This is a genomic window from Microbacterium sp. CBA3102, from assembly GCF_007954505.1.
Taxonomy (GTDB): Bacteria; Actinomycetota; Actinomycetes; order Actinomycetales; family Microbacteriaceae; genus Microbacterium; species Microbacterium aurugineum.
Genome location: NZ_CP042412.1, coordinates 1887407 through 1911405, shown reverse-complemented (window position 1 = coordinate 1911405; position 23999 = coordinate 1887407). Strand labels below are relative to the sequence as shown.

The 23999-nt window shown below is 69.4% G+C and carries 27 protein-coding genes; 17 read left to right on the top strand and 10 right to left on the bottom strand.

Annotated elements, in window-relative coordinates:
• Positions 1 to 60: 60 nt before the first annotated feature.
• From FGL91_RS09180 to csrA, 13 genes are all read left to right on the top strand, one after another.
• On the top strand, positions 61 to 402 hold the full coding sequence (locus tag FGL91_RS09180) for an ArsR/SmtB family transcription factor (protein WP_153243652.1): 342 nt from the start codon (positions 61 to 63) through the stop codon (positions 400 to 402).
• A gap of 140 nt (positions 403 to 542) precedes the next feature.
• Positions 543 to 794, top strand: coding sequence for a flagellar FlbD family protein (locus tag FGL91_RS09175; RefSeq protein ID WP_131491839.1), 252 nt, complete (start codon positions 543 to 545; stop codon positions 792 to 794).
• Entirely contained in the window at positions 794 to 1606 is an 813-nt protein-coding gene (locus FGL91_RS09170) for a motility protein A (protein ID WP_131491838.1), read from the top strand. The genes FGL91_RS09175 and FGL91_RS09170 overlap by 1 nt, the downstream gene beginning before the upstream one ends.
• A complete protein-coding gene (locus tag FGL91_RS09165) occupies positions 1603 to 2412 on the top strand; it encodes an OmpA/MotB family protein (protein ID WP_047524795.1) in 810 nt (269 codons plus the stop codon). The genes FGL91_RS09170 and FGL91_RS09165 overlap by 4 nt, the downstream gene beginning before the upstream one ends.
• 48 nt (positions 2413 to 2460) lie before the next feature.
• Complete coding sequence (locus tag FGL91_RS09160; protein ID WP_153243651.1) at positions 2461 to 3393, top strand: flagellar motor switch protein FliM; 933 nt, start codon at positions 2461 to 2463, stop codon at positions 3391 to 3393.
• Complete coding sequence (gene fliN / locus FGL91_RS09155) at positions 3390 to 4049, top strand: flagellar motor switch protein FliN (RefSeq protein ID WP_047524792.1); 660 nt, start codon at positions 3390 to 3392, stop codon at positions 4047 to 4049. The genes FGL91_RS09160 and fliN overlap by 4 nt, the downstream gene beginning before the upstream one ends.
• Positions 4046 to 4546: a flagellar biosynthetic protein FliO gene (fliO, locus tag FGL91_RS09150; RefSeq protein ID WP_322619408.1), complete on the top strand. Its 501-nt coding sequence runs from the start codon at positions 4046 to 4048 to the stop codon at positions 4544 to 4546. Before fliN ends, fliO begins: the two co-directional genes overlap by 4 nt.
• On the top strand, positions 4543 to 5373 hold the full coding sequence (fliP, locus tag FGL91_RS09145; protein WP_153243649.1) for a flagellar type III secretion system pore protein FliP: 831 nt from the start codon (positions 4543 to 4545) through the stop codon (positions 5371 to 5373). The genes fliO and fliP overlap by 4 nt, the downstream gene beginning before the upstream one ends.
• Positions 5370 to 5642 (top strand): flagellar biosynthesis protein FliQ, encoded by a 273-nt coding sequence (gene fliQ / locus FGL91_RS09140; RefSeq protein WP_047524786.1) that lies wholly within the window; start codon positions 5370 to 5372, stop codon positions 5640 to 5642. Before fliP ends, fliQ begins: the two co-directional genes overlap by 4 nt.
• A 4-nt stretch (positions 5643 to 5646) precedes the next feature.
• On the top strand, positions 5647 to 6408 hold the full coding sequence (locus FGL91_RS09135) for a flagellar biosynthetic protein FliR (RefSeq protein ID WP_047524783.1): 762 nt from the start codon (positions 5647 to 5649) through the stop codon (positions 6406 to 6408).
• The gene (locus FGL91_RS09130) at positions 6405 to 7496 is read left to right on the top strand and encodes an EscU/YscU/HrcU family type III secretion system export apparatus switch protein (RefSeq protein ID WP_153243648.1); all 1092 of its coding nucleotides are present in this window, start codon (positions 6405 to 6407) and stop codon (positions 7494 to 7496) included. The genes FGL91_RS09135 and FGL91_RS09130 overlap by 4 nt, the downstream gene beginning before the upstream one ends.
• Complete coding sequence (locus tag FGL91_RS09125; protein WP_131491833.1) at positions 7493 to 9559, top strand: flagellar biosynthesis protein FlhA; 2067 nt, start codon at positions 7493 to 7495, stop codon at positions 9557 to 9559. Before FGL91_RS09130 ends, FGL91_RS09125 begins: the two co-directional genes overlap by 4 nt.
• Before the next feature lie 4 nt (positions 9560 to 9563).
• Positions 9564 to 9815 (top strand): carbon storage regulator CsrA, encoded by a 252-nt coding sequence (csrA, locus tag FGL91_RS09120; RefSeq protein ID WP_047524777.1) that lies wholly within the window; start codon positions 9564 to 9566, stop codon positions 9813 to 9815.
• Here csrA and FGL91_RS09115 read toward each other — a convergent pair.
• From FGL91_RS09115 to coaA, 8 genes are all read right to left on the bottom strand, one after another.
• The gene (locus FGL91_RS09115; RefSeq protein WP_153243647.1) at positions 9812 to 10966 is read right to left on the bottom strand and encodes a hypothetical protein; all 1155 of its coding nucleotides are present in this window, start codon (positions 10964 to 10966) and stop codon (positions 9812 to 9814) included. The two genes, csrA and FGL91_RS09115, sit on opposite strands and share 4 nt — an antisense overlap.
• The gene (locus FGL91_RS09110) at positions 10963 to 12561 is read right to left on the bottom strand and encodes a sensor histidine kinase (protein ID WP_153243646.1); all 1599 of its coding nucleotides are present in this window, start codon (positions 12559 to 12561) and stop codon (positions 10963 to 10965) included. The genes FGL91_RS09115 and FGL91_RS09110 overlap by 4 nt, the downstream gene beginning before the upstream one ends.
• A 206-nt stretch (positions 12562 to 12767) precedes the next feature.
• Positions 12768 to 13568, bottom strand: coding sequence for a response regulator transcription factor (locus FGL91_RS09105; protein ID WP_153243645.1), 801 nt, complete (start codon positions 13566 to 13568; stop codon positions 12768 to 12770).
• Positions 13565 to 14062, bottom strand: coding sequence for a tRNA (adenosine(37)-N6)-threonylcarbamoyltransferase complex ATPase subunit type 1 TsaE (gene tsaE, locus FGL91_RS09100; RefSeq protein WP_227992019.1), 498 nt, complete (start codon positions 14060 to 14062; stop codon positions 13565 to 13567). Before tsaE ends, FGL91_RS09105 begins: the two co-directional genes overlap by 4 nt.
• A complete protein-coding gene (gene alr, locus FGL91_RS09095; protein WP_131491829.1) occupies positions 14059 to 15165 on the bottom strand; it encodes an alanine racemase in 1107 nt (368 codons plus the stop codon). The genes tsaE and alr overlap by 4 nt, the downstream gene beginning before the upstream one ends.
• Positions 15162 to 15521, bottom strand: a complete 360-nt coding sequence (locus tag FGL91_RS09090; RefSeq protein ID WP_047524761.1) for a holo-ACP synthase — start codon at positions 15519 to 15521, stop codon at positions 15162 to 15164. The genes alr and FGL91_RS09090 overlap by 4 nt, the downstream gene beginning before the upstream one ends.
• Before the next feature lie 94 nt (positions 15522 to 15615).
• Entirely contained in the window at positions 15616 to 17463 is a 1848-nt protein-coding gene (gene glmS, locus FGL91_RS09085; RefSeq protein WP_153243644.1) for a glutamine--fructose-6-phosphate transaminase (isomerizing), read from the bottom strand.
• Positions 17464 to 17526: 63 nt separating this feature from the next.
• The gene (gene coaA / locus FGL91_RS09080; protein ID WP_134353110.1) at positions 17527 to 18480 is read right to left on the bottom strand and encodes a type I pantothenate kinase; all 954 of its coding nucleotides are present in this window, start codon (positions 18478 to 18480) and stop codon (positions 17527 to 17529) included.
• Positions 18481 to 18508: 28 nt separating this feature from the next.
• Between coaA and FGL91_RS09075 the strand changes: the two genes are divergently transcribed.
• The gene (locus FGL91_RS09075; RefSeq protein WP_131491827.1) at positions 18509 to 19483 is read left to right on the top strand and encodes a Ppx/GppA phosphatase family protein; all 975 of its coding nucleotides are present in this window, start codon (positions 18509 to 18511) and stop codon (positions 19481 to 19483) included.
• A gap of 4 nt (positions 19484 to 19487) precedes the next feature.
• Entirely contained in the window at positions 19488 to 19877 is a 390-nt protein-coding gene (locus tag FGL91_RS09070; RefSeq protein WP_131491826.1) for a VanZ family protein, read from the top strand.
• On the opposite strand, the gene FGL91_RS09065 is transcribed toward FGL91_RS09070, so the two are convergent.
• Positions 19822 to 21021: a polysaccharide biosynthesis protein gene (locus FGL91_RS09065; protein WP_131491825.1), complete on the bottom strand. Its 1200-nt coding sequence runs from the start codon at positions 21019 to 21021 to the stop codon at positions 19822 to 19824. The two genes, FGL91_RS09070 and FGL91_RS09065, sit on opposite strands and share 56 nt — an antisense overlap.
• Positions 21022 to 21240: 219 nt before the next feature.
• A complete protein-coding gene (locus FGL91_RS09060) occupies positions 21241 to 21684 on the bottom strand; it encodes a GtrA family protein (RefSeq protein ID WP_052193329.1) in 444 nt (147 codons plus the stop codon).
• Positions 21685 to 21738: 54 nt separating this feature from the next.
• Between FGL91_RS09060 and FGL91_RS09055 the strand changes: the two genes are divergently transcribed.
• Together FGL91_RS09055 and FGL91_RS09050 are read left to right on the top strand one after the other, a co-directional pair.
• Positions 21739 to 22524, top strand: coding sequence for a glycosyltransferase family 2 protein (locus FGL91_RS09055; RefSeq protein WP_153243643.1), 786 nt, complete (start codon positions 21739 to 21741; stop codon positions 22522 to 22524).
• On the top strand, positions 22521 to 23972 hold the full coding sequence (locus FGL91_RS09050) for a hypothetical protein (protein ID WP_153243642.1): 1452 nt from the start codon (positions 22521 to 22523) through the stop codon (positions 23970 to 23972). Before FGL91_RS09055 ends, FGL91_RS09050 begins: the two co-directional genes overlap by 4 nt.
• Positions 23973 to 23999: the final 27 nt, after the last annotated feature.

Sequence of the window (23999 nt, the reverse complement as noted above, 5' to 3'; positions counted from 1 at the left end):
TTCAATACGACGACGATCGCGCATCTATCGATGATTGTCAATACGTGACACAATGGACTCGTGACCCTGCCGACGACGATCGAAGCATCCCAGTGCTGCGTCCCCCCGCTCACCCCTTCGGTGAGCGTCGAGGACGCGGAGCGCATCGCGCGGGTCTTCAAGGCACTGGGCGATCCCACGCGGGTCCGACTACTGTCCCTCATCGCCGCCGGACCCGACGGCGAAGCCTGCATCTGCGACCTCACCGAACCCGTGGGCCTCTCCCAGGGAACGGTCTCCCATCACATGAAACTCCTGACGGAGGCCGGCCTCGTCACTCGTGAACAGCGGGGGAAGTGGGCGTACTTCGCGCTCGATGCGAACGTGATGGCGGCCGCGGCCGACGCCCTTCGCGCCGTCTGAGCACGCACACCGGCAGACGTCACGGGTCCTCCCGGCTAACGACCGGCGCCCTCCGTCCGACAGTCACCCCCGACAGCCCAGGACGGGCCGTCGGGTCCGTGTTCCCCGGAACGCGGACGGATCTTTCCAGGATGGAGCCCATGATCGTCCTCACGCGCCTGAACCGTTCGCGGTTCGCGGTGAATCCCGACCTGATCGAACGTGTCCAGGCCACGCCGGACACGACGCTCATCATGGTCGACGGCGCGACCTTCGTCGTCACCGAGACGATGGACGACGTGATCGCTCAGATCACCCGGTTCCGCGCTGGAGTGCTCGCGACCGCGGCGACCCTGATCGCCGCGGACGAGAAGAATCCCGCGATCGCCGCCGACGCCGAGGCGGACCTCTGATGGATCCGTCCCTCATCCTCGGCCTGGTCCTCGCCTTCGGCGCACTGGTCGCCATGATCAACATCGAAGGCGCGACCGTCGGCTCCCTGCTGCTGCCGGCCCCGATGGTGCTGGTGTTCGGCGCGACCATCGCGGTCGGCCTCGCGAGCGGCACCCTGCGCGACGCCTTGCACGCACTCAAGTCCCTCCCCCGGGCGTTCCGCGGGGAACGCCGCACCGCCGCGAGCACGATCGACACGGTCGTCGGATACGCCGAGAAGGCGCGCGCGGAAGGTCTGCTCGCCCTCGAGCAGGGTCTGGACGAGGAGAAGGACCCGTTCCTCCGCCAGGCGCTGCAGAGCATCGCCGATGGCACGGATGCCGAAGACCTGCGAACCCTGCTGGAAGACGAACTCACCTCGACCGCCGCCCGCAACCGCACCGCCTCGCGCTTCTACATGACCCTCGGCGGCTTCGCGCCGACCGTCGGCATCATCGGCACCGTCGTCTCGCTGACCCACGTGCTCGAGAAGCTCGACAAGCCGGACACGCTCGGCCCGATGATCGCCGCCGCGTTCGTCGCGACGCTGTGGGGGCTGCTGTCCGCGAACTTCATCTGGCTCCCCATCGGCGGACGGCTCCAGCGCCTCGGCGAACTCGAGCTGGAACGCATGACCGTGCTCATGGAGGGGATGCTCGCGATCCAGGCCGGCGCCCCGCCGCAGTTCGTCGGAGAACGCCTGCGTGCACTCGTCGCCGAACGCCCCTCGGCGCGATCCGCCCGGTCGCGCACCCGCACTCGCGCCGCGGAGGAGACGGAGCCCGCCCCATGAGCGTGCGCGCCCGCCGTCGGGTGCCGCAGGAGGAGCACAGCGGACCGGACGAGCGCTGGATGGCCTCGTACCTCGACATGGTCACCGTGCTCATGTGCATGTTCATCGTGCTGTTCGCGATGTCGACCGTCGACCAGGAGAAGTTCGAGGCCCTCAGCGCTTCCCTCGCGACCGGCTTCGGTCAGGAGCCGTCGGACGACGTGGATGCGGTCACGGGTGTCGTGGTCCCTCCGGAACTGGTCGACGAAGACGGCGACGACTTCGCCGATGTCGACCTGGCCGCCGCACAGACCGAATTCAGCGAACTCTCCGCTCTCCGGGAGAAGCTGCGGCGGGTGCTCGCGGACAACGGTCTCGAGGCCGACGTCACCTTCACGATCGACGAGCGCGGGCTCACGATCGGTCTCGTCAGTGCGGAAACCTTCTTCACCACGAACAGCACCGCACTCAGCCCCACCGCCGTGCTGGTCCTCGACGCGCTCGGCTCGGTGCTGGTCACCGCACCGAACGAGATCTCCGTCGAGGGTCATGCCGACGTGCGCGGTTCCGTCGCTCCCTACCCCACCAACTGGGAACTGTCGGCCGGACGATCCACCCAGGTGCTGCGGCACCTGGTCGAGTCGTCGGGGCTGCCGCCGAGCCACCTGAAGTCGGTCGGGTTCGGTGATACGCGGCCGATCGCCGCCGGCAACAGCAGCGAGGCTCTGGCCCAGAACCGACGGGTCGACATCGTCGTCCTGTCCGATGCGAACGAGGAGGTGCGTGCCCTCCTTCCCGAAGCGCAGGCGGCGCAGCCGTCCTCCTGACCCCCTCCTCTCCTAACGCACGCAGGTCGCCGCCCGATAGTCGGGTTCGTGGTGATCCAGGACAGCGTGCGCTCCGAAGCGCGCGCAGCGACGGCGACGAAGACCGCCGAAGTCGAGGTGTACGACTTCGGCCGTTCGGCGACCCTTTCGCGCGAGCACACCCGCACCCTGGAACTGGCCTTCGAGACGTTCTCCCGACAGTGGTCGACCCAGCTCTCGGCGAAGATCCACGTCCGCGCCACCATCGCCGTCGAGCATGTCGGCATGCTGACGTACGGCGAGTACGCGCAGTCGCTCCCGACCACGACCACCATGATCGTGTGCGCGCTGCCCGATTCGGACGAACGCCTCATCGTGCAGCTGCCGACCTCCGCCGCCACGACCTGGATCGTGCAGATGGTCGGCGGCCGCTCGTCCAGCGCCTCGGAAGACCGCACCTTCACCCCGATCGAGCAGGCGCTGATCCGCTCCCTGATCGTCGATGCCCTCGATCACCTCACCGGTGCCCTGGACGGGTTGCTGCCCGCCGGGATCACGGTGAGCGGCATCCAGTACAGCTCCCAGTTCGCGCAGGTCGCGGCCTCGGGGGAACCGGTGATCGTCGCGCGGTTCTCGATGCGATTGGCCGGTCGGGCCGTCCCGGCGAGCGTCATGCTGCCCGCCTCGGTCCTCGCCGGATTCACGGTGCGCACCTCGGACGCGGATCGCTCGGCTGCGCCGGACCTGGTCCGCCGTCAGGTCGAGGTCTCCCCCGTCGAGGTGGCGCTCCGGCTCGCCCCGCGTGCCGTGCTTCCCCGCGAGGTGCTCGATCTCGCCGTCGGAGACATCGTCTCCTTCCCGCACTCCGCCGATCGACCGATGATCCTCGCGGTGGGCGATCAGAGCGTCGCCACCGCGGCCGTGGGCAGCGCCGGGGCGCGTCTGGCCTGCGTCGTCGCCACCACCATCCCCGATCCCGCCATCGCCGAGGAGCCCGCGTGACCAGCACCACCACCTATGAGTCCGCCGTCGCCGCCGCTTTCGCGGCGAAGCTGCCGACCGCCGCGGCGACCTCCGCGCGTGCCTCCCAGGTGTCGGGAGACACCGGCGACGCCGTGATCGTCCCGTTCGTGGGCGAGGCCAGCGCGCAGCTGGCGGTGCAGGTGTTCGACCCCGATGCCCTGGTCGACGGCCTCGGCGGTGCGCCTCTGAGCGATCGGCTGCGCGATGCCCTCGAAGCCGCAGCGAGCGCGCTGGGGGCCGGCGCCCTCGGTGACGCCACGATCGGCGACGCCTCCGCGCTGTTCGCCGACCCCGCCGCACAGCTCTTCGACCTGCAGGACGACACCGACCGGACGATCGGGCGCCTCGCTGTGATCGTCACGCGCGCGCCGGCCGGCACCGCGAGCTCTTCCCGCCGGTTGCACCGCATCGCCGGCGTCGAGATGGAGCTGACGGTCGAGATCGGCCGCACCAGGATGGCCGTGCGCGACGTGCTCGGCCTCGAGCCGGGACGCATCGTCGAACTCGACCGCTCCGCCGGTGCACCCGCCGACGTCAAGCTCAACGGCCGGGTCATCGCGCACGGTGAGGTCGTCGTCGTCGACCAGGACTATGCGGTGCGGATCACCCGCATCCTCGAGAACGTCGAGGCCTGACCCTGGACGACCTCCTGCTCGCGCTGCGGGTCGCGCTCTCCCTCGCAGCGGTGCTCGGGCTGCTCTGGTTCCTGCAGCGCCGGGTCTCGCGCACCGCCGCGCGGCGACGCGACGGTGAGGTCATCACGGTGCTGGGCCGCCAGGGAGTGGGCCCGAAGGCGCAGATCGTCGTGGTCCAGACCGAAGACGCCCGCTACGTGCTGGGCGTCACGGAACACGGCGTCAACGTGGTGGACCGTCTGCCCGTCAAGCCCGCGGCCCTGCCCGACGATCCCGCGACACCGGTGTGGTCGGCCGCGACGTCCGAAGCGGCCTCCGACGCGGCCGAGTTCGACCGCATCCTCGCCGCGACCGCGCGCACCGAGGACACGACCTCCGCCGTCGCGGCGCAGGTGCCGCAGCGACGCGTGCGCCACCGGAACGATCCGCTGCGCGGTTCCATCCTCTCCCCCGAAACCTGGCGGCAGACCGCCGAGGCCATCCGGCGCACGCGATGAGCATGCCCGGTGGGGCCGCCGACGGCCGCGCGCTGCGACGGGTCGCGCTGCGACGGGTCGCACTGCTCCTCGCCGTCGCCTTCGCTCTGGTGCTCGTGCTGACGCTGGCCACCGGCAGCCCGGCACACGCAGCCGTGACCCCCGACGATCCCGGCGACGGCGTCACGATCGACATCAACGGTGTCGACGGCTCCCCCTCGGGCTCGATCCTGACGCTGCTCGGCATCACCCTGCTCTCGGTGGCGCCCGCGCTGCTGTTGATGATGTCGTCATTCACGAAGATCTTCGTCGTGCTCGCGATGACACGCAACGCCCTGTCCCTGCCCACGATCCCGCCGAACCAGGTGCTGGCAGGACTGTCGCTGTTCCTGTCACTGTTCATCATGTGGCCGGTGCTGACCGAGATCAACACCGTCGCGGTGCAGCCGTACATCGACGGCACGTACACGTTCGCCCAGGCCATCGACGTCGGCCAACTGCCGCTGCAGGAGTGGATGCTGCGGTTCACGCGCGAGGAGGACCTCGCGCTCATGACGCGGATGGCGGGTCAGCCCAACCCGGAGGATCCGACGAGCGTGCCGATGTACACGCTCATCCCGGCGTTCATGATCTCCGAACTGCGCGCCGCGTTCATCATCGGCTTCGTCATCTTCGTGCCGTTCCTGGTGATCGACCTCGTGGTCGCCGCGGCTCTCATGTCGATGGGCATGATGATGCTGCCGCCCGTCATGATCTCGCTGCCGTTCAAGATCCTGCTGTTCATCCTGGTCGACGGATGGGGGCTCATCATCCGTGCCCTCCTGGAGAGCTATGGAGGTGTCGGATGAGCCCCGAAGCCGTGATCGACATCGGTACCCAGGGGCTGATCATCGCCGCGAAGCTCGCCGCTCCGGTCCTGGTCACCGCCCTCGTGGTGGGTTTCGCGATCTCGCTGCTGCAGTCCATCACCCAGGTGCAGGAGGTGACGCTGTCGTTCGTGCCGAAGATCGTGGCGGTCGGGATCGCCCTGTTGATCGCCGGGAACTGGATGATCGCGGAGATGATCGCGTTCACCACCGAGATGTTCGCCCGTATCCCCTCGCTCCTGAGCGGATGACGCGGTGTTCATCCCCATCGACTTCGCGTGGCTGGAGGCGACGATGCTCGCCGCAGTCCGCATCACCGCGTTCATCATGATCGCCCCGCCCTTCTCGTATGGGGCGATCCCGGTGCGGGTGAAGGCGATGCTCGCGATCGGTCTCTCGCTCGCCGTCGGCACGGCCGTCTCCCCCGGATACGAGAACCTCGACACCGGACCCTTCCTGGGCGCCCTGGTGCTGCAGCTGGTCACCGGTGCGCTCCTGGGCTTCCTGGTGCTGCTGTGCTTCTCGGCACTCCAGGCCGCCGGCAGCCTGATCGACGTGTTCGGCGGGTTCCAGCTCGCTCAGGCGTTCGACCCGCACTCGCTCGTGAACGGCGCGCAGTTCACGCGCCTCTTCCACCTGACCGCGCTCACGCTGCTGTTCGCATCGGGGGGCTATCAGCTGATCCTCGCGGGACTCGCGCGCAGTTTCGACGCCGTTCCACTCGACGGCGTGTTCGAGGTGTCCGGTCCCGCGGAGCTGCTGGTCGACGGCGTCTCGCAGATGGTGCTGGCCGCCGTGCAGATCGCCGGGCCGCTCGTCCTCGTGCTCTTCTTGGCCGACGTCGGGCTCGGCCTCATCACGCGTGTGGCCCCGGCCCTCAACGCCTTCGCGATGGGCTTCCCGGTGAAGATCCTGCTGACCCTCCTGCTGGCCGGAGCGGTCTATGCGGTCCTGCCCGGCATCGTGGACGCCCTCGCCGTGCAGGCCCTCAAGATGATGCAGGGGGTGCAGGAATGAGCGGCACGGACAGCGGCGAGCGCAGTGAGAAGGCGACCGACAAGCACCTGCGCGAAGCCCGCAAGAAGGGGCGGCTGTCGCGCAGCCAGGATCTCACCGCGTGGCTGGGCATCGGCGCCGCGGCCGTCACCATGCCCGCTGCCATCGCCCTCGGGACATCGGCCGGCACCGAGCAGCTGCTCACGCTGACCTCGCTGGTCGATGCTCCGACGCCGGAAGCGGCACTCACCGCCCTCGGTCGCGGCCTCGCCTCCGTGCTGCCCACGCTCGCCGTGATGCTGGCCGCGGTCGCGATCGTCACGCTGATCGGTGCGGTGATCCAGGGCGGGGTGCACCTGAAGCCGCTGACCGGACGCTTCGAGCAGTTCAACGTCGTCACCGGGATCCGCCGCGTCTTCGGCATGCAGGCCCTCTGGGAGGGCGCCAAGGCGCTTCTGAAGACCGCGGCCATCGGCATCGCGCTGTGGTTCGTGATCGCGAGCCTGATGCCCGTGCTGACCGCCAGCGGCGCACACTCGATCTCGCGGCTGCTCGGCACCGCGAGCGAGGGGACGGCCGCCCTCCTGCAGACCGCCATCGCCGTCGGACTGGTACTGGCCGCGATCGACATGTTCGTCGTGATGCGACGCAACCGCAAGCACACCCGCATGACCAAGCGCGAGGTGCGCGACGAGAACAAGAACTCCGAGGGCGACCCCCTGATCCGTCAGCAGCGGCGTTCCCGACAGCTGGCCATCAGCCGCAACCGCATGATCTCCGCGGTCGCGGGATCCGACGTGGTCCTCGTCAATCCCACGCACATCGCCGTCGCGCTCCGATACGAGGTCGGACGCGCCGCACCCAAGGTCGTCGCGAAGGGCAGCGGCCTCGTCGCGGAGCGCATTCGCGAGGAAGCGACACGGACCGGTGTCCCGATGGTACGTGAGGTCTCGCTCGCTCGTGCCCTGCACGCCGCATGCGAACTGGGCCAGGAGATCCCCGAGGACCTGTACAACGCCGTCGCCCGCGTACTCGTGTTCGTCGACGCCCTGCGGCGGCGCGGGGCCGCGCGCGGCATCCATTCCCTTCCCTATCGGAGGACCGTATGAGACAGCTCTTCCTCAAGCTCATGGTGCCCGTCGGCGTCGTCGGCATCATCATGCTGCTCGTCGTCCCGGTGCCACCGTTCCTGCTCGACATCCTGATCATCCTGAACATCATGTTCGCGCTCGTGATCCTGCTCACGTCGATGTTCGTGAAGAAGCCCCTCGACTTCTCGGTGTTCCCCTCGCTGCTGCTCGTGGCGACGCTGTTCCGGCTGGGTCTCAACGTCGCCTCCACGCGTCTGGTGCTCGGGGAGGCCTACGCCGGACAGGTCATCGAGGCGTTCGGTGCGATCGCCGTCGGCGGCTCGCTCATCATCGGAGCCGTCGTCTTCCTGATCCTCGTCGTCATCCAGTTCGTGGTGGTGACGAAGGGCGCGGAGCGCGTCGCGGAGGTCGGGGCGAGGTTCACCCTCGACGCCATGCCCGGCAAGCAGATGGCGATCGACGCCGACCTCAACGCGGGACTCATCACCGACGCGGAAGCCCGGGAGCGTCGCGCCGAGGTCGCCGCCGAGGCCGACTTCTACGGCGCCATGGACGGTGCCTCCAAGTTCGTCAAGGGCGACGCGATCGCCGGACTCGTCATCATCATCATCAACGTGGTCGGCGGCATCGCGATCGGGATCGTCCAGCACGGCATGACGATCGACGGGGCCGTGAGCACGTACAGCCTCCTCACCATCGGCGACGGACTCGTCACGCAGATCCCGGCGCTGCTGATGGCGGTGTCCACCGGCATGATCGTGACCCGTTCGACGGCGGAAGCCGAGATGGGCAGCGCCGCGTCCGCACAGCTCGGTCAGTCCCGCAATGCGCTCATCATCGCCGGTTGCGCCGCGATCATCATGTCGCTCATCCCGCACATGCCGATGCTGCCGTTCGTGGCGATCGGCGCTCTTCTGCTGCTGATCGCGCAGCGCATCAAGGCGACGCAGAAGCGTGACGAAGCCATCGCCGCGCAGACGACGACGCCGGCCCCCGCGGATCAGCCGGAGGAGCTGATCGAGAAGATGCGCGTGCACCCGCTCGAGATCCTGCTCTCCCCCGACATCGTCGATCTGGTCACCGGAGGACCCGATGACCTCCTCGCGCGCGTGAAGGCACTGCGACGGCGGATCGCCCTCGATCTGGGACTCATCGCGCCGCCGGTGCGCACCCGGGACAGCATCGAGCTGCCCCAGTCCACCTATGTCATCCGCATCGCCGGGGTCGAGACCGGGAGGGGCACCGCTCCGGCCGGCTCCGTCCTCGCGCTCGGGCAGGGCCTGGAGTCCCTCCCCGGCGCCGCGACGCTCGACCCGGTGTTCGGGCTCGAGGGCAAGTGGATCCCCCTCGAGATGCGCCACAGCGCCGAGTTCTCCGGAGCGACCGTGGTCGACAGGGCGAGCGTGATCATCACGCACCTCTCCAGCGTGATCCACGCCCACGCCGCGCGGCTGCTCAGCCGGGAAGACGTGCGCCAGCTCACGGACGCGCTCAAACAGGCCTCCCCCGCCGCGGTCGAGGAGCTCACCCCGGCATTGCTGTCGCTCGCCGAGGTGCAGCGCGTGCTCCAGGGACTCCTCGCCGAGCGGGTCCCGATCAACGACCTCAGCCGCATCTACGAAGCACTCGCGCTGCGGGCGCGGGTCTCCACCGATCCGGAGGGCCTGATCGAAGCCGCACGGGCTGCTCTCGGCCCGGCGATCGCGGCGCGGTTCGCGGATGGCGGCGTCCTACGGGTGGTGATGATCAATCCGCTTCTCGAGCAGGCGATGCTCGAGAGCCTGCGTACGAGCGACGAGGGCACTCAGATCGTGTTCGACCCGCAGCGGATGGAGGCCGTCGTGGAGTCGGTGAAGCAGGCGGTCACCTCGGTGCGCGAGGGGGGCGAACCGGTCCTGGTGTGTGCCCCGTCGCTGCGTCCGGCGGTACGTCGGCTCGTGTCCGCACAGACCGACGGGCTGCCGGTGCTCTCGTACACCGAGGCGACCTCCGCCGCGCTCACGATCGAGACCGTCGGCGTCGTCCGAGATGCCCCCGCGCCCTCGCCCGCGGTCGGAGCCGTCTCGGCGGCAGTAGGCTGAACGAATGCTGGTTTTGACGAGGCGGATCGGTGAGAGCGTGCGCATCGACGGCGACATCGAGATCACGCTGCTCGAGATCAAGGGCGACAGCGTGCGCATCGGTGTGAAGGCCCCGCGCGAGACCCGCATCCAGCGCACCGAGATCATCGAGGCGGTCGTCGCCGAGAACGTGTCGGCCGCGGCCGAGACCGGCGCCGATGCGGAGGGCGCGATCGCCGCTGCCCTCGCCCGGGGCCGGGAGTCCCGAGACTCCTAGTCGACGGGGGTCACGACCCGCGCCAGATCCGCGGCGTCCGCCCGCTTCCACTGGTCGCCTCCCGCGGCCCGCGCTCGGCTGGCCGCCTGCTCCGCCGTGGCGACGAGCAGGTCGAAGTCGAATCCGACGACCGAAGCCGTCGCCCAGCCGATGCTCGCCGAAGACCGGATCCCGGTCATCGTCGTCTCCCTGTCGATCACCGAGATCCGGGTCAGGATCTCCCGCAGATGGTGGCGGACCGACTCGTCACCCCCGCGGATCACGACGATCGCCCGACCGTCCTCCACCCGGTCGGCGTCGGCCGATGCGGGCAGGGCCTCCTGGATGTCCTGGTGGAACCGATCGACGATGGCCGCGAACGCCGAACCCGTCGATGCCTCTCGGAGATCGGCGGGGTCGTCGAGTCGGATGTCGAGCACCGACCACGGGAGGTCGTTCTGCGCTTCGGCCTTGCGGAGCCGACGACGCGCACGCTCCACGAAATCCCCGACATCGCTCTTCTTCGACTCCACCCGCACCATCAGGACGAGGGTGAACGCGGCGCAGGTGCTCACCACCACGGTTCCGACGGCGTTCATGCCGCGCAGCGCGCTCAGTTGCGCTCCGACCGCCGCCCCGCCCGACAGCAGTGCGGACACGGTGCTCACGACCGCGACCACGACCAGTCCACAGGAGGCGAGCACCAGCGGGAGCACGATGTCCCTCGCGGCCGGGCGATCACGGAGCAACTCGTAGGCCACGAGCCCGCCGAAGACGGCGCTGCCCAGGAAGACGAGGTGGAACGACGGCAGATACCACGGGTTGTCCGCCGTCGTCACCAGCAGCGTCGGCGCGATGACGAGGAAGGCAATCACCGGCCACCAGCGGGCGCGGCGGCCGAAGTGCATCCGCAGACCGATCCACACCAACGGCTCGAAGCACAGCAGCAGGGCCGAGGCGGCGGCGAGCAGAGCCCTGGTCTCGGTCGTCTGCTGCCCCGCGAGCCAGAGGTAGGCGCCGAGCATCCCCAGGCCGAAGGCCGCCCCCCACGTGACGGTCGCCCTGCTCGGGCGCGCGAGGGTGCCCAGACCGATCACCAGCGCGGTGAGCACCGTGACGACCGCGACCATGCTGGTCGTGATGTCGAGGTTGACGGGAACGAGCGGGGTCATACCTGAGCCTCCATCACTCGACGCTGCGGGAAGCGCAGAGTCACGCGGGTGCCGACACCGACCTCACTGGCGATGTCGATACTGCCTTCATGCGCGGCGACGATCTCCCGCACGATGCCCATCCCGAGGCCGGTGCCGCCGATGCCGGCGCGCACGGCGCTGTCGGTGCGGAAGTAGGGCTCGAACACGCGAGCGACGTCGTCTGCCGCCATGCCGAATCCGTCGTCGGCGATCGTGACCACCGCCTGGTCGCCCGCCACCGTGTCGAGGTCGATACCGATGTGTCCGCCCGCGGGGGTGTACTTCGCGGCGTTGCTGAGCAGGTTGTCGACGACCTGCCGCAGCCGGAAGGCGTCGCCCGAGATGACCAGGCTCTCGGCGCCTTCGACCCGCAGCGTCTGCCTGTTGCTCGAGATGACGGGAGCGTACGATGCCGCCGCCGATTCGACGACCTCACGCAGATCCACGGATTCGAAAGGATCCTGGGCGGTGTGACTCGTCTGCCGGAGGATGCTCGTGACCAGGTCGTGCATGCGCTCACCCGCGTTCGCGATGATCTCGAGCTGTGCAGGCACCCGCCCCGGCAGGTCTTCGCGCTCACGGAGCAGGTCCACGTGGCCGACGATCGCGGTGAGGGGGTTGCGCAACTCGTGCGAGATCATGGCGTTGAAGGCCCGGCGTTCCTCGTCGACCTCGAGCCGCGCGGTCACGTCGTCGATCACGACCAGCGTGATCGCCTCGCCCTCGCCGGCGCTGGCCATCGGCTGCGTGCTCACCTCGAGGGCCCGCCATTGTCCCGCGCCATCGAACAGCCATACGCGCTCGGCATCGAGTTTCTCTCCGCCGGCGGCGCGGGCGAGGCAGGTGCGGGAGGGGGGCAGCGCGACGCCCCGTCGGGTGTCGTACTCGACGGCGGCCGTGGAGAGCTCCGCGCCGAAGCGGTCGCGGCCGTAGAGCGCACGGTACGCGTCGTTCATCTGCAGGATGCGCCCTCCCGCCGTGACGACGACGAGGGCGACGCTCAGAGCGTCGACGATCTGGATCACCCGCCGCTGATTCGCCTCCGCTCGCACCGCGGCACGATTGACCTGCTCGGAACGACGTTGCAGAAGCCGCCGCGCCGCCCGAGAGCGCTGCGCACCGATCCGCACCGTCACGCCGAGGAACCCCAGGGTGATGACGAGCGTGAGGAGTCGCAGCAGGATGTCCGCCGGCGAGCCGCTCTGCTCGGCGAAGAGCACGAGGGTGGCGCTGATGAAGACGATGCCGCCGAACACCCACGGCAGGGTGAAGTACGTGGCCAGCCAGACGATGGGGAAGACCCACAGGAACCCCAGGCGGAGGCCCGGCGCATTGGTGGTGAAGCCGATCGCGAGCGCATCCAGGAGTGGCACGACGGCGGCGGCGGAGCGCGGCAGACGGTGCCACGGCACGGCCAGCGTGAGCACGCTGGTGACGAGGACGAGCACGGCCCCCGCGACGACCAAGGTGTTGGCGAAAGTCTCTGGTTTGAAGGCCGTGACCATCACGACGATCGCGACCACACTGCCGGTGAAGACCAGTTGCCAGCGCCAGATCGACACGGTGCGGATCATCGACGCTCGCCTTTCCGCTCGAAGCTCAGGTTTCCCGCAAGATTACTCAAAGATCCGTCGAGCCCGCTCTTCAGGCGGCCGTGCACCCCTAGCATTCTGAGTGGGGCCGATACTGCGACTGGGGAACAACGCAGACGCCGGGGCCACGCGAGTGGGGATTCGCAGGCGCCGGGGCCGCGGCTGGGGAGCCGCGGCCCCGCCCCGGTTCAGCCTCCCGTGTCATCAGCGGAAGTCAAGCGGTAACCGACTCCGCGCACGGTCTCGATGTAGCGCGGGTTCGCCGAGCTGTCACCCAGCTTCCGCCGCAGATTCGCGATGTGGGTCTCGATCGCCCGCTTGTCGGGTTCGCTCACGTAATCGTTCGACCCCGGTGGCGCTCCCCGCAGTCCGCGCGCGAGCTCCGCTTTGCTGGACACCCGGATGTTCGCCTCGAGGATCGCCGCGAGCAGGTCGAACTCCGTGGGGGTGAGATCTATGCGCTTCTGGCCGACGAGCACCAGCCGTGTGTCCAGATCGAGGCTGAGGTCGCGATGCACCCGGCCCCGCCACGTCAGCACCGTCGCACCGTCGGTGGACGGCTCGTTTGCAGTCGCTGGGCGTGACTCGGTGGTCGGCGGCGGGGCCGCGGGGTGCGGGCGCCTCAGCAGGGCCTGGATGCGCGCACGCAGCTCACGGGGCCGGAACGGCTTCACGAGGTACTCGTCCGCTCCGGAGGTCAGACCGAGGACCACATCGGACTCGTCCGACAGGGCCGAGAGCATGATGATGAAGGTGTCGCTGACCTGCCGGATCCGTCGCGCGACCTCGAAGCCGTCGATCCCCGGCAGGTTGATGTCGAGGGTGGTGATCACCGGGCGATGCTGCTCGACGGCCGCGATCCCGTCCGGGCCGGAACCTGCGAGGAAGGTCTCGAAGCCGGCGGCCAGGAACACCTCGTCCAGGAGCGAGCGGACGCCCGGGTCGTCATCGATGATCACGGCGACGAGGGGGGACGTCGCCGCACTCATGGGGTCTCCTCGCGCACGATGGTCACGATCCGTGGGGCATCCGCATCGAGATCCGAGGGGTCGAGTTCCCCGGAGTCGAGTTCGGAGACGCCGACCGGTCGCTCGAGCTCGATGTCCCACCACGCGTCCGCGAGATCCTCGGCCATCCCCCTCCCCCACTCGATCACCACCACCGAGCGCTCGAGGTCGAGGTCGAGGTCCTCGAGTTCCGCCGCCGATCCGAGTCGGTACGCGTCGACGTGCACGAGCGGCGCACGCCCGACCAGCGAGGGGTGGGTGCGGGCGATCACGAAGGTCGGACTCTGCACGGGTCCGCGCACACCGAGCCCTTCGGCGAGACCACGGGTGAACGTCGTCTTCCCGGCGCCCAGCGGTCCGGTGAGGATGAGCAGGTCGCCCGCCTCCAGCTGCTCACCGATCCGGAAGCCGAGCTGCTCCATCTCCTCGGACGTCGCGATCTCCCGTCTGCCGAGGAAAGCGGGGTCCACGCTCACGACGTCCTCCGCGGCACCCGGGGACCGATGCGCGTGACGATCTCGTAGTTGATGGTTCCGGCGGCCGCGGCCCAGTCCGCCGCCGAGGGCACGCCGAGGGTGGGATCGCCGAACAGGACCACCTCGTCCCCGACCGAGACCGGCGTGTCACCGACGTCGACGACGAACTGATCCATCGCGATCCTCCCGACGTTCACGAACCGCCGTCCGCCGATCGAGACGGGGAGCCTGCCCGAGGCGTTCCGGGGCACGCCGTCGGCGTATCCGAGGGGCACCAGCACCAGCGTCGTGTCGCGATCCGTGCGGTGGGCGTAGCCGTAGGAGACACCCGTGCCCGCGGGCACCCGGCGGACCGCGGCGATCGCTCCGCGCAGAGTCATCGCCGGACGCAGACCGAGCTCGGCGGAGCTGCGGTCGTCGAACGGCGAGAGGCCGAAGAGCCCGATGCCGATGCGCACGGCATCGAGCCGCATCTCGGGCAGGTCGATCGCTGCGGCGGTGGCGGCGATGTGCCGGATCTCGGGGCGGATACCGAAAGAGGCGGCCGCGGCGACACCTTCCTCGAACTTCGCCAGCGCAGCCCGGTCGTCCTCCGCGGAGGTGTTGGAGAGGTGGCTGAAGAGGCCGACGATACGCAGTCGTCCGATCCGCTCCAGACGCGCGGCCTCGGCCAGCACCCGCCCCCAGTCGGCCGGAGCGATGCCGTTGCGCGACAGCCCCGTCTCGAACTTGAGGTGCACCCCGACCGGACGGTCGACGGCGGCAGCGGCAGCGGCGGCCTCGAGCTGATCGAAGGAGGAGACACCGATCTCCACGTCTTGGGCCGCGGCGTGCTCGAACCGCTCGCCCGGCGCGTGCAGCCAGGCCATGATCGGCGCGTGCACGCCCTGCCTGCGCAGTTCGAGGGCCTCGGGGATCTCGGCGACGCCGAGGCGTGTCGCTCCGGCGGAGAGCGCGGCGACAGCGGTCGCGGCAGCACCGTGTCCGTAGGCGCCGGCCTTGACGACCGCGATCACCTCGACGCCGGTGAGGCGGCGGAAGTGCCGCACATTGTCGGCGACGGCATCGAGGTCGATGGTCGCCTCACGGAACGGGACGGTCACAGCGGCGCTCCTTCTGCGACGACGAACGCGGCAGCGAGGCCCGCGTCGTGGGTGAGAGTCAGATGCAGGGTGCGGATGCCGCGCTCCTCGACGACCGCGGCCGTCGAGCCGGAGAGGACGAAGTGCGGACGACCCGACGCCTCCGAGGCGATCTCGATCTCGGTCCAGTGCACCCCATCCGAGCCGCCGAGTGCTTTGATCAGCGCCTCTTTGGCCGCATACCTCGCCGCGAGGGAAGGAAGACGCAGCGGGCGCTCCGACGGGGCGAAGAGCCGCTCCAGGAGGCGGGGGGTCCGGGTCATCGTGCGCTCGAACCGCGGGATGTCCACGAGGTCGATGCCGGTGCCGATGATCATCCGTTCAGCCTATCGAGCATGCATCCGGTTGATGTCGCGCGAATGGCTCCGTTTCCGGTGGAAACGGAGCCATTCGCGTGATTCGAAGACGGTCTTACTCGACGGTGACGGACTTCGCGAGGTTTCGGGGCTGGTCCACGTCCAGGCCCTTCGCGGTCGCGAGCGCCATCGCGAAGATCTGCAGCGGCACGACCGAGAGCAGCGGCTCGAACATCGCTCCGGCGAGCGGGATGTGGATGACCTCGTCGGCGAACGGCAGCACGGCCGCATCGCCCTCTTCGGCCACCACGATCACCCGGGCACCGCGAGCACGGATCTCCTGGATGTTCGAGACGACCTTCGAGTGCACGAGCGCGGAGTGACGCGGGGACGGCACCAGCACGAACACGGGCTGCCCCGGCTCGATCAGAGCGATCGGACCGTGCTTGAGCTCGCCCGCGGCGAAGCCCTCCGCGTGGATGTAGGAGATCTCCTTGAGCTTGAGCGCACCTTCGAGGGCGATCGGGAAGCCGACGTGGCGACCGAGGAACAGCACCGAGCGGGTGTCGGCCATCCATCCGGCGAGCTGGGTGACGTGCTCCTGCTCGCTCTCGAGGACCTCGGCGATCTTCGCGGGCAGCTCGGTGAGTTCCGCGACGTCGGTCGAGGCGTCGGCCACGGTGCCGCGCACGCGCCCCATGTGCAGGCCGAGCAGCAGCAGGGCGGTGATCTGCGCCGAGAACGCCTTGGTCGAGGCGACCGCGACCTCGGGGCCGGCGTGGGTGTAGACGACGGCGTCCGACTCGCGCGGGATGGTCGCACCCTGGGTGTTGCAGATCGAGAGCGTGCGGGCGCCTCGCTCCCGGGCGTACTTCACGGCCATCAGGGTGTCCATGGTCTCGCCCGACTGACTGATCGACACGACGAGGGTGTCGGCGCCGATCACCGGATCGCGGTAGCGGAACTCGTGCGCGAGCTCGACGTCGACCGCGACGCGCGCCCACTGCTCGATCGCATACTTGCCGACGAGGGCCGCATACGAAGCCGTGCCGCACGCGGTGATGATGACGCGGTTGATCCCGGTGAAGAGGTCGTCGAGGCCGTCGAGCTCGGGGATGACGACCTGGCCGTCCTGGATGCGGCCGCGGATCGTGTTCGCCACGGCCTCGGGCTGCTCGGAGACCTCCTTGGCCATGAAGCTCGACCATCCGCCCTTCTCGGCGGCGGCGGCGTCCCACGAGACGTCGAAGGGCTCGGGCTCGACCGGGGTGCCGGCGAAGTCGATGACGCTGATGGAGTCGGGGGTGATCGAGACGATCTGGTCCTGGCCGATCGCCAAGGCCTTGCGCGTGTGCTCGATGAAGGCGGCCACGTCGGAGCCGAGGAAGTTCTCGCCCTCGCCGAGACCGATCACGAGCGGCGAGTTGCGGCGGGCGCCGACCACGAGGCCCGGGTGGTCCTGGTGCATCGCGAGAAGCGTGAACGCCCCCTCGAGGCGGTTCACGACGTTGCGGAAGGCGAGCTGCAGGTCTCCGCCGTTGCCGGCGTACTCACGCCCGAGCAGGGCGGCTGCGACCTCGGTGTCGGTCTCGCTGCGGAACACCACACCGTCGGCGATCAGCTCTTCACGCAGGGCCGAGAAGTTCTCGATGATGCCGTTGTGGATGACGGCGAGCCTGTCGTCGTCCGCCAGGTGCGGGTGGGCGTTGACGTCGGTCGGTCCGCCGTGCGTCGCCCAGCGCGTGTGACCGATACCGGTCGACCCGTCGGGGAGCGGCGCGTCGGCAAGCGAGTCGCGCAGCTTCGCGAGCTTGCCCGCCTTCTTCCGCATGCCGAGGGATCCGTCACCGTCGATCACGGCGACGCCCGCGGAGTCATAGCCGCGGTACTCGAGGCGGGCGAGGCCGGCAAGAAGGATGTCCTGGCTGGGGCGCGGGCCCACGTATCCGACGATTCCACACATGCGAACAAGAGTAAGCCGGGATTTTTGCGAGTCGTCCGAACAATATTTCGGTCGGCGTGCTCCTCAGAGCTTGCGCAGCAGCACGCTCTCGACGTCATGGTCGGCGCCCTTGCGCAGCACGAGTCGCGCCCGGTGTCGCGTGGGCATCACGTTCTCGACGAGGTTGGGCATGTTGATCTCGTTCCAATACCCGAGGGCGGTCGTGATCGCCTCCTCATCGGTGAGATGGGCGAACACGTTGAAATAGGACGAGGGGTTGCTGAACGCCGCCTGCCGCAGAGCGAGGAAGCGATCGACGTACCACTTCTCGATGTGCGAGGTCTCGGCATCGACGAAGATCGAGAAATCGAACAAATCGCTCACTGCGACGTCGTTCGGGGCGGGCGGCGGCTGCAGCACGTTCAGCCCCTCGACGATCACGACGTCGGGGCGACGCACCACGACGTTCGCGTCGGGGACGATGTCGTAGCGCATGTGGGAGTAGAAGGGCGCGCGCACTTCGGTGGCCCCGCTCTTCACCTCGGTCAGGAACTCGATCAGCGCACGCCGGTCGTACGACTCCGGGAAGCCCTTGCGGTCCATGATGCCGCGGCGTTCGAGCTCGGCGTTCGGATAGAGGAAGCCATCGGTGGTGACCAGCTCCACTCGCGGGGTGCCGGGCCAGCGGCTCATCAGCTCGCGCAGCAGACGGGCGATCGTCGACTTGCCGACCGCGACCGAGCCCGCGACGCCGACGACGAACGGCGTCGTCGTGTCGTCCTCCTGCAGGAACGACGAGGTGGCGGCGCCCAGACGCTTCGTCGCCGTCGCGTACAGGCTGAGCAGACGACTCAGCGGCAGGTACACCTCGCGCACCTCGGTGAGGGACAGACGATCCCCGATACCGCGGAGTTCGACGACCTCGGTCTCGGTGAGCGGCTGATCGAGCCCGGCGGCGAGACGCGCCCACTCCGCGCGTCCGATCTCCCGATAGGGCGACAGCGGCAGCGTGGGGTCGACGGTGGTCACGCAGTACATCGTATCCGGGCGCGAGTAGTCTCTTTCCGTGCGCCTGGGAGTCCTCGACATCGGATCAAACACCGTTCACATGCTGGCGGCCGACGTCCGCCCCGGTGGACGTCCGCTCGCGACGACGAGCGACAGGACGGTGCTGCGCCTCATGCGCTACCTCACACCCGACGGCGCGATCTCGGAGGAGGGCGTGCAGGCGCTCGAGACCGCGGTCACTCAGGCCCGCCGCGTCGCCGAGGCCGAGCGCGTCGACGCCCTCCTGGCCACCGCGACCAGCGCGGTGCGTGACGCCCGCAACGGCGCGGCGGTCATCGCCCGCATCGAGGCCGCTCTGGGGCAACCCCTGCAGGTGCTCGACGGCGAGACCGAGGCGGAGCTGACCTTCCTCGCCGTGCGGCGCTGGTTCGGCTGGTCGGCCGGACAGCTGCTGCTGCTCGACATCGGCGGGGGCTCTCTGGAGATCGCGGCCGGAGCGGAGGAGATGCCCGACGCCGCCGCGTCCGTGCCCCTCGGAGCCGGGCGCATGACGGTGCAGTACCTCCCGAACGACCCGCCCGGCGAGGCGGACGTCGAGAGACTGCGCGCGCACGCGGAGGCGACCATCGCGACCGTCCTGCCCCGATTCGTCGCCCTCCCCCGTCCCGATCACGTGGTGGGTTCCTCGAAGGCGATCCGCTCGCTCGCCCGCCTGGTCGGCTATCCGGCGCCGGGATGGTCGGGGAGCGAACGCATGCTGCTGCCGCGGGCGTCGCTCGGCTCGTGGATCCCCCGGCTCGCGCGCCTTCCCGCGTCGGCCAGACAGGAACTGCCGGGGATCACCCCCGACCGGACCTTCCAGATCGTGGCCGCGGCCGTGTCGCTGCACGTGGCGATGACCGCGCTCGAACTGGAGGAGCTCGAAGTGTCGCCGTGGGCGCTGCGCGAGGGAGTGCTGCTCCGCTACATCGAGCATCTGAACGGGACCCCGATCGAGACTGAGAGCATCGAGGAGCCGCCGCGGCTACCATGACGGCATGCCTTCCCCCCGCCTCGCCCCCGTCCCCGGCGGAGTGCTGATCGCACGGGTGGCGCTCGTCGGCTACCTCCTCTTCGTGGGGTTCACCGTCTGGCTGCCGGCGACGGTCTCCGAGAAGGTCACCGGTCTGGTCGGCATCATGGCCCGGTGGGTCGCCGACGCGGGCATCGCCCCGTACCGCCCGAGTGCCGTGGTGCTGGAGGTGCTCGCGAACGTCTCGCTGTTCGTGCCCGTGGGTCTGCTGCTCGCCTTCGCACTGCCGCGTCTGCGACTCTGGCAGATCGTCGTCATCGGCGCACTGATGAGTGCGGTGATCGAGTCGGTGCAGGGCTTCATGCCCTCCCGAGCACGCTGGTCGGGTTCGCTGCCTTGTCGGTCGAGATGTTGATGAAGGTGCTCACTCCCGCCTCGCGTGCGGCGTCGAGCACGTTGAGCGTGCCGATGACGTTGGTCTTCCAGGCTTCGTCCGGATACTGCTCGAGCATGGGCAGATGCTTGAGCGCGGCGGCGTGGAAGATCACCTCGGGCTGGCGGTCGCGGAAGATCTCGAAGAGGGCAGCGCTGTCGCGGATGTCGGCGAGCACCACATCTCTGGTGTCGAGCAGGCCGTGGCCCGCCGTTCCGAGCTGCGCCATCTGCAGGCCGGTCTCGTCGCGGTCGAGCATCATCAGCTCGCTCGGCCCGTACTTGACGAGTTGGCGGCACAGCTCCGAGCCGATCGATCCGCCGGCGCCGGTGGCCAGCACACGGCGCCCTGTGATGTACCCGGCGATCAACTCGACATTCGTGTCGACGGGATGGCGCCCGATCAGGTCCTCGATGCTGATGTCGCGCACGTCCCCGGGCGATTCCTCGCCGCTCACCATGCTACTCAGGGTCGGGATGACGACGACTCTGAGGCCCGCCGCCTCCGCATCGTCCGTCAGTCGACGCAGCAGCGCCGCATCCGCGCGTCCGATCGCGATGACGAGGACCTTCGCTCCCGTGCGCGCCGCGATCTCCGCGATCTGATCGGTGCGGCCGAGCACCGGGACGCCCCGTAGCCGGAGGTGCCGTTTGCCCGGATCGTCGTGGAGGATCCCGACCGGCCGGATGGGCGAGGACGGGTCGGTGGTGACGTTGTGCAGCAGCGTGTCGGCGACGTGGCCGGCACCGATGACGACCGCAGGATCCGCGGCGTCGTCCGGCTTGCGCGACCGTTCGATGAACAGGCGGGCCGCGTAACGGACGCCGAACATCAGCAGGAGCACGAAGGGGAAGGCGAGCAGGACGGTCCCCCGGGGGACACCGATGAAGGGCCCCAGGATGATGACCGCCACCGCGAGCACCAGCGCCAGCGCGCTCACCGCAGCCGCGAGATTGCGCACCTCCTCGAACGACCCGTAGGTGAAGCGCCCGAGGTAGAAACGCAGGGAGAACCCGATGCCCACCTGGATCGCCGCCGCCGTCAAGGCAAGCACGACCGTGGATGCCCATCCCGCCAGCGTCGGCTCGAACTCGAATCGCAGCACGACGGCGGCGAGGATGCCCACGATCCAGGCTCCTGCGTCGACCGTCGCGGCCAGTGCACGTCGGCGCCGTGGCGCGAGTGCGATCGTCTTCTCCGAAATCCCCCTGTGTCAGCCCTCCCTGAAATAGGTCTCTCGGACGTCGGCCTCCCCGCCTCCGCCCGAGTGATCGTCCTCCTCCTGGCATATCGACGACGTCATCGCCGTCGCGCGCGCGCCGGCGCCGCGGTCACGGAGTGATCGTCACGGCTTCGGGGACGCCCGGAAGACGATGCCGTGATAAAGCACGAAGCGCAGCAGAACCACGATCACGATGCTCGTCAGGTTCACGAGGTTGACCGCGACAGCGCCCGGCTCTCGTCCGAGAATCGCCTCCACGCCTTCGACTCCCACCCAGACGAGAACAGCGCCCAGGGCGGTGCAGACGGCGTTCGTGGCGAGGAACAACACGACCTCCGCGGTCCTCCCCCGCCGATCACGGTGCCGGAAGGTCCACTCCCGGTTGCCGATGTAGGCGTTGACGAGCGCGACCAGTGAAGCCACGATCTTCGCGGCGACGACATCCCAGCCCCACACGAACACCAGGAGGTTGAAGACCCCCACCTCGATGAGAGTGCTCAGCGCGCCCACGACCAGGAACCGGCTGCCGACGCCGGCGAGCCGACGCAGTCGGGTGGGAAGATCCATAGCTCAACTAGGCTACTTCCTGATCCCCGCGCACCTCGCCACCCCAAGGACCCCGTGACCCTCCGCCACCTCGCCGTCGTCATGCCCGCCTACAACGAGGCCGAAGGCATCCGCGACTTCATCGACGAGATCCGCGACTCCTTGTCTCCGGTGGTCGACCGCGTGACGTTCCATATCGCGGACGACCGCTCGACCGATGGGACCGCCACCGTGTTCGACGACGTCGAGGACGTCGCGGTCGAGGTGCAGCCGCTCAACCGCGGGCACGGTCCGACCGCACTCGCGGCCTATCGCGCCGGGCTTGCAGTGGAGCCCGATGTGCTCGTGCACGTGGACGGCGACGGGCAGTTCCACGGCCGCGATTTCCCCCGGCTGCTCGCCGCGCTCGACGCCGAGAGCGCCGATGTCGTCCACGGCGTCCGCGACGGACGCACGGACCCCTGGTACCGCAAGGTGCTCACGGGAGCCGTCGGTCTTGTGATCGCGCTGGCCGCCGGGCGCCGGATCCCGGATGTGAACACCCCGCTGCGGGCGTACCGCACGCCAGCCCTGCGGGCCCTGGTCGAGGCCACCCCACCGGATGCATCGGTGCCGCACGTGCACTTCTCTCTGGCCGAGGCCCGCGCGGGGTTCACGGTGCGCTACCTTCGAGTCGACAGCGTCCCCCGCCGCGGCGCTTCCGCCACCGGCACGATGTGGGGACGCGGGAGCACCGTCGCTCTCCCCCCGAAGCGCCTGCGCCTTTTCGTCCGCACCGCCCTCGTCGAAGCGTGGGAACTCTCCCTGCGGCCGTCCGCTCCGCTGCGCAACATCCATCGACCGGAGACCGTCGCGCGATGACCCGCGCACGCACGATCGTGTTCTGGGTGGCCGCGGCCGCCTTGCTGATCGGGCACGTCATCGTCGCCTGGCACAGTCTCGTGGTGTGGCCGTTCTGGGAGGATGAGGCCTTCAACCTCACCGTCCCCCGCAATCTGCTCGACGGGCTCGGATACTCCAGCGACGGCGCGCTCTCCGGCTCGACCATGACTCCGTTCGACCCGCGCATCTCCACGGGACCGGTCGTGCTCCTCCCGGTCGCTGCACTCCTCGCGACCGGTATCGATCCGGTGCTGGCCTCCCGGCTCGTCCCGCTGGGCTTCTGGATCGTGCTGCTCCTGGGTCTCGCGGTGCTCGGACGACGCATCGGCGGTCGCTGGGCTGCGCTGCTCGCCGTGGCCGTGCCCCTCGCCTTCACCGCCGACGCCGGAATCTCCCCGATCCAGGGGCCGGCCGACCTCCTCGGCGAGATCCCCGCGGCGGCCCTGATCGTCTGGGCGCTCCTCGTGCTCCCCCGCCGGGCGTGGCTGGCCGGTCTCTTCATCGGGCTGGCGATCCAGACGAAGCTCATCGCGATCCTCGTCCTCCCGGCCTTCGCCGTGGCCCTGTGGGTGCTCTCGGACGGCGCAGGGTGGGCACGGGTTCGCGAGACGCTGCGGCGATCGTGGCTGCCGCTGCTGCTGGTCGCCGTACCGACACTGCTCGTCGAACTGGCGGCCCTGGTCTCGCTCGGCTTCTCGGGCTACGTGAAGCACCTGCGCGACCTCGCCTACTTCATCCGGAGCGGCGGCCAGGACGACGCGGCGACCACGGTGCTGCAGAAGCTCGACACCCTCGCCGGCTCCTGGTCCCTGCCTCCGGCACTCGCCGTGCTCGGCGCCCTCCTGGCCGTCGCCCTCGCCGTGGTCGGCATCGTCCGGCGGTGGCGCACCGCGACGGAGACCGAGCGCGTCGTGATCGCGTACGCCCTCACGGCGCTCGTCGGCGCACTCGCCTTCATCGGCTGGTGGGCGACGGCCTCGCGGCTGCCGCTGTGGGTGCGGCACCCCGCCCCCGCCGTCTATGCGTTCTTCCCGGTCATCGCCGCCGTCGCCGTCTGGTCTGTCGCGCGACTTCCCCGACGCGGCGTCCTGCGCATCTTCGGTGTCGTCGCCGCGTCGCTCCTGGCCGCCGTCGTCGCCGGGGGCGCTGCCGTGCACGTCGCGTCGTCGTTCGAGCCTCGGGCGCTCACCCTCGAGCGTCAGCGAGCCGCCGTCGTGCCGCTGACCGCCTGGGTCACCGAAAACGGCGTGGAGTGGCTCGCCGCGGATCCGTGGGGCGCGGCCGTCCCGCCCATCGTGCTCACCGGCGCGCATGTCGGCCTCTTCGATGCGCCAGCGATGGCGGGCGTTCCCCGGCTCACAGGTCTCGCGTGCACGACCGAGACGCTCGTCGACAGCGATCTCTACCGGATCTGCGCGGCCCCCTAGAGAAGGGGTCCTCGCGGTGAACGAAGA

What these genes read in the sequence shown, in the direction of transcription:
- FGL91_RS09175 (WP_131491839.1), top strand. Translation starts at nt 543, where the DNA reads ATGATCGTCCTCACGCGCCTGAACCGTTCGCGGTTCGCGGTGAATCCC.
- FGL91_RS09170 (WP_131491838.1), top strand. Translation starts at nt 794, where the DNA reads ATGGATCCGTCCCTCATCCTCGGCCTGGTCCTCGCCTTCGGCGCACTG.
- FGL91_RS09165 (WP_047524795.1), top strand. Translation starts at nt 1,603, where the DNA reads ATGAGCGTGCGCGCCCGCCGTCGGGTGCCGCAGGAGGAGCACAGCGGA.
- fliP (WP_153243649.1), top strand. Translation starts at nt 4,543, where the DNA reads ATGAGCATGCCCGGTGGGGCCGCCGACGGCCGCGCGCTGCGACGGGTC.
- fliQ (WP_047524786.1), top strand. Translation starts at nt 5,370, where the DNA reads ATGAGCCCCGAAGCCGTGATCGACATCGGTACCCAGGGGCTGATCATC.
- FGL91_RS09130 (WP_153243648.1), top strand. Translation starts at nt 6,405, where the DNA reads ATGAGCGGCACGGACAGCGGCGAGCGCAGTGAGAAGGCGACCGACAAG.
- FGL91_RS09125 (WP_131491833.1), top strand. Translation starts at nt 7,493, where the DNA reads ATGAGACAGCTCTTCCTCAAGCTCATGGTGCCCGTCGGCGTCGTCGGC.
- csrA (WP_047524777.1), top strand. Translation starts at nt 9,564, where the DNA reads ATGCTGGTTTTGACGAGGCGGATCGGTGAGAGCGTGCGCATCGACGGC.
- FGL91_RS09115 (WP_153243647.1), bottom strand. Translation starts at nt 10,966, where the DNA reads ATGACCCCGCTCGTTCCCGTCAACCTCGACATCACGACCAGCATGGTC.
- FGL91_RS09110 (WP_153243646.1), bottom strand. Translation starts at nt 12,561, where the DNA reads ATGATCCGCACCGTGTCGATCTGGCGCTGGCAACTGGTCTTCACCGGC.
- FGL91_RS09105 (WP_153243645.1), bottom strand. Translation starts at nt 13,568, where the DNA reads ATGAGTGCGGCGACGTCCCCCCTCGTCGCCGTGATCATCGATGACGAC.
- FGL91_RS09090 (WP_047524761.1), bottom strand. Translation starts at nt 15,521, where the DNA reads ATGATCATCGGCACCGGCATCGACCTCGTGGACATCCCGCGGTTCGAG.
- glmS (WP_153243644.1), bottom strand. Translation starts at nt 17,463, where the DNA reads ATGTGTGGAATCGTCGGATACGTGGGCCCGCGCCCCAGCCAGGACATC.
- coaA (WP_134353110.1), bottom strand. Translation starts at nt 18,480, where the DNA reads ATGTACTGCGTGACCACCGTCGACCCCACGCTGCCGCTGTCGCCCTAT.
- FGL91_RS09070 (WP_131491826.1), top strand. Translation starts at nt 19,488, where the DNA reads ATGCCTTCCCCCCGCCTCGCCCCCGTCCCCGGCGGAGTGCTGATCGCA.
- FGL91_RS09060 (WP_052193329.1), bottom strand. Translation starts at nt 21,684, where the DNA reads ATGGATCTTCCCACCCGACTGCGTCGGCTCGCCGGCGTCGGCAGCCGG.
- FGL91_RS09050 (WP_153243642.1), top strand. Translation starts at nt 22,521, where the DNA reads ATGACCCGCGCACGCACGATCGTGTTCTGGGTGGCCGCGGCCGCCTTG.